This window comes from Arenibaculum sp., assembly GCF_035998295.1.
GTDB lineage: Bacteria > Pseudomonadota > Alphaproteobacteria > Azospirillales > Azospirillaceae > DASYHS01.
In genome coordinates this window covers 1-2,341 of the sequence record NZ_DASYHS010000185.1, presented here as the reverse complement: position 1 = coordinate 2,341, position 2,341 = coordinate 1, and the positions used below count along the sequence as shown (strand labels likewise).

Genomic DNA, 2,341 nt, shown 5'->3' with positions numbered 1-2,341 from the left:
GCGTACGATGACCTATTCTTTCGATACCGAACTCGTTAGCTGCATTCCGAACCTGCAGCGTTATGCCTGCAAGTTGACGCGCGACGCCGCCGCCGCGGAAGACCTTACCCAGGACTGCCTCGCTCGCGCCTTGTCGCGGTCGCACCGGTTCGAGCCAGGTACAAACATGCAGGCCTGGTTGACCACGATGCTTAAGAACCTGCACTTCAACAATCTTCAGCGAGACAAGCACATCACGAAAGTCGAGCTGTGGGACCATGCCGTTTCGGTGGAACCGTCCCAGCTTTCCCGGCTCGTCTTCCGTGACGTCGACCGGGCGTTCGACAGCCTGACGCCATGCCAGCGCAAGGTCGTCCGGCTGGTCGCGATCGAAGGCCGGCCCTACCAGGAGGCGGCCGAGCGGCTCAACGTCAGCATCGGCACGATCCGCTCGCGGCTGTGCCGGGCGCGCGAGCGGCTCAATAACCTGATGGCCGCCTGACGGCCAAACCTGATGGCCGCCTGACGGCCACAATCTGATGGCCGCCTGACGGCCACAACCTGACGGCGGCGGCCCAGCAACCGCCGGCGGGAAGGCCGGGGACGTGCTTACTTGGCCCTGACCTCGGCCAGGAAACGGTCGACCTCCCGCCGAAGCTGCGCGGCCTGCCCGGTCATCTCCGCGGTGGCCGACAGGACCTCGCGTGCCGCCGTGCCGGTTTCGGTGGCAGCGTGGGCGACGAGGCTGATCGAGCCCGAAACCTGCGTAGTGCCGTTGGCGGCCTGCGACACGTTGCGGGCGATTTCCCGCGTCGCCTGGTCCTGGTGCGAAACCGCGGACGCGACGGTCCCCGAGATCTCGTTGATGCGGCTGATCGTCCGGCCGATCGAGCGGATCGCCACCACCGCCTCGGCCGAGACGCGCTGCATTGCGCCGATCTGGGCGGCGATCTCCTCGGTTGCCTTGGCGGTCTGGTTGGCCAGGTTCTTGACCTCCGAAGCCACGACGGCGAAGCCCTTGCCGGCCTCGCCGGCCCGGGCCGCCTCGATCGTGGCGTTCAGCGCCAGCAGGTTGGTTTGCCCGGCGATGTCGTTGATGAGCTGGACGACCTCACCGATCCTCGCCGCCGCCTCGTCCAGGCTGCGGACGGTGCCGTCCGTCTTCTCGGCTTCGGCAGCCGCCTGACGCGCGATCTCCGTCGAGGCGGAGACCTGCCCGCCGATCTCCTCGATCGAGGCCGAAAGCTCCTCCGCCGCCGAGGCGACGGTCTGCACACTGGCCGTCGTCTGGTCGGCCGCCGCCGATGCCGCCGCCGCCTCGGTGCGGGTCTGCTCGGCCGAGCCGGCCATCCCCTCGACGATCGAGTGCATCTCTCCCGAGCGCGACGCGACCGCCTCGACCACGCCCAGCACGCTACGCTCGAAGGCGTCCGCCAACGCCTCGATCGCGGCCCGGCGCTCCGCCTCGGCCTTGAGCCTCTCCTCCTCCGTACGTGCGTTCGCGGCCTCGACCTGGCGCGCGGTGTCGCGGAACACGGCGAGCGCGTCGGCCATGTCCGCGATCTCGTCGCTGCCCGTCCGCGGGATTGCGGTCGACAGGTCGCCCGCGGCGATCGCGCGCATCGCGGCGGCAAGCGCCCCCAGGCGTCCCGCGATGACCCGCCCCACATACAGCCAGACGATCAGCGCGGCGGCGATGACGCTGCCCAGCGCCATCGCGCCGAGCCAAAGCCGGCCCTGATCGAGTGCCGATTCGGCCTGTGACGTCGCTTCCACCATGTCGGCCTGGGCCGTCGCTACGAGCGCCTCGACCTTTCCGGCGAACGTCTCCGCAAGCTGCCGGTTCGCCGCCAGCAGGCCCGTAGCCTCGACCTCCGTCTGGAGGCCCTGGGCACGCAGGTCGAACTGGCTCTCGCCACCTTCTCCGAACGCGATCAGGCTGCGCACCAGTTCGGCGACCCACTCCGCCTCCGGGCCCTCCGGCAGCTTGGTCAGCAGTTCGGTCAGCCCCGCTGCGGCGGGATCGAACTTCTGCCGCAACTCGCGCAGCTTCGCGGCGTTCTCGGCCGTCGGGGTCTGGTTCAGGATGCCGCCGACGAGGTTGCCCGCAGCCGCCAGCTCGAGGTAGGTGCCGAAGCTGACCAGGTCCCGGTTGAGCAGCTGGTCGAGACCGTCACGGGCATTGTCCTTCAGATCCTCGCCGCCCAGCACCATGGAGATATTCGCGGTGTTGATCATCGGGTCGAGCGCGGTCGTGAGCTGGGACAGCAGTTCCGATGCACGCTGGGACCGCTCCGCCAACAGCACGCCGATCCGCGCCGCTTCATCCGCCGGGGTTTCGGCGTCCAGCTGGCGGATCTTG

At 69.0% G+C, this 2,341-nt stretch carries 2 protein-coding genes; one reads left to right on the top strand and one right to left on the bottom strand.

The genetic code is table 11. The features are described from left to right. The coding region (locus VGO20_RS18430; protein ID WP_327503838.1) for a sigma-70 family RNA polymerase sigma factor at positions 1-481 on the top strand (481 nt) is incomplete at its 5' end. A 107-nt stretch (positions 482-588) separates the two neighbouring features. On the opposite strand, the gene VGO20_RS18425 is transcribed toward VGO20_RS18430, so the two are convergent. Beyond that, the coding region (locus VGO20_RS18425; RefSeq protein ID WP_327503837.1) for a methyl-accepting chemotaxis protein at positions 589-2,341 on the bottom strand (1,753 nt) is incomplete at its 5' end.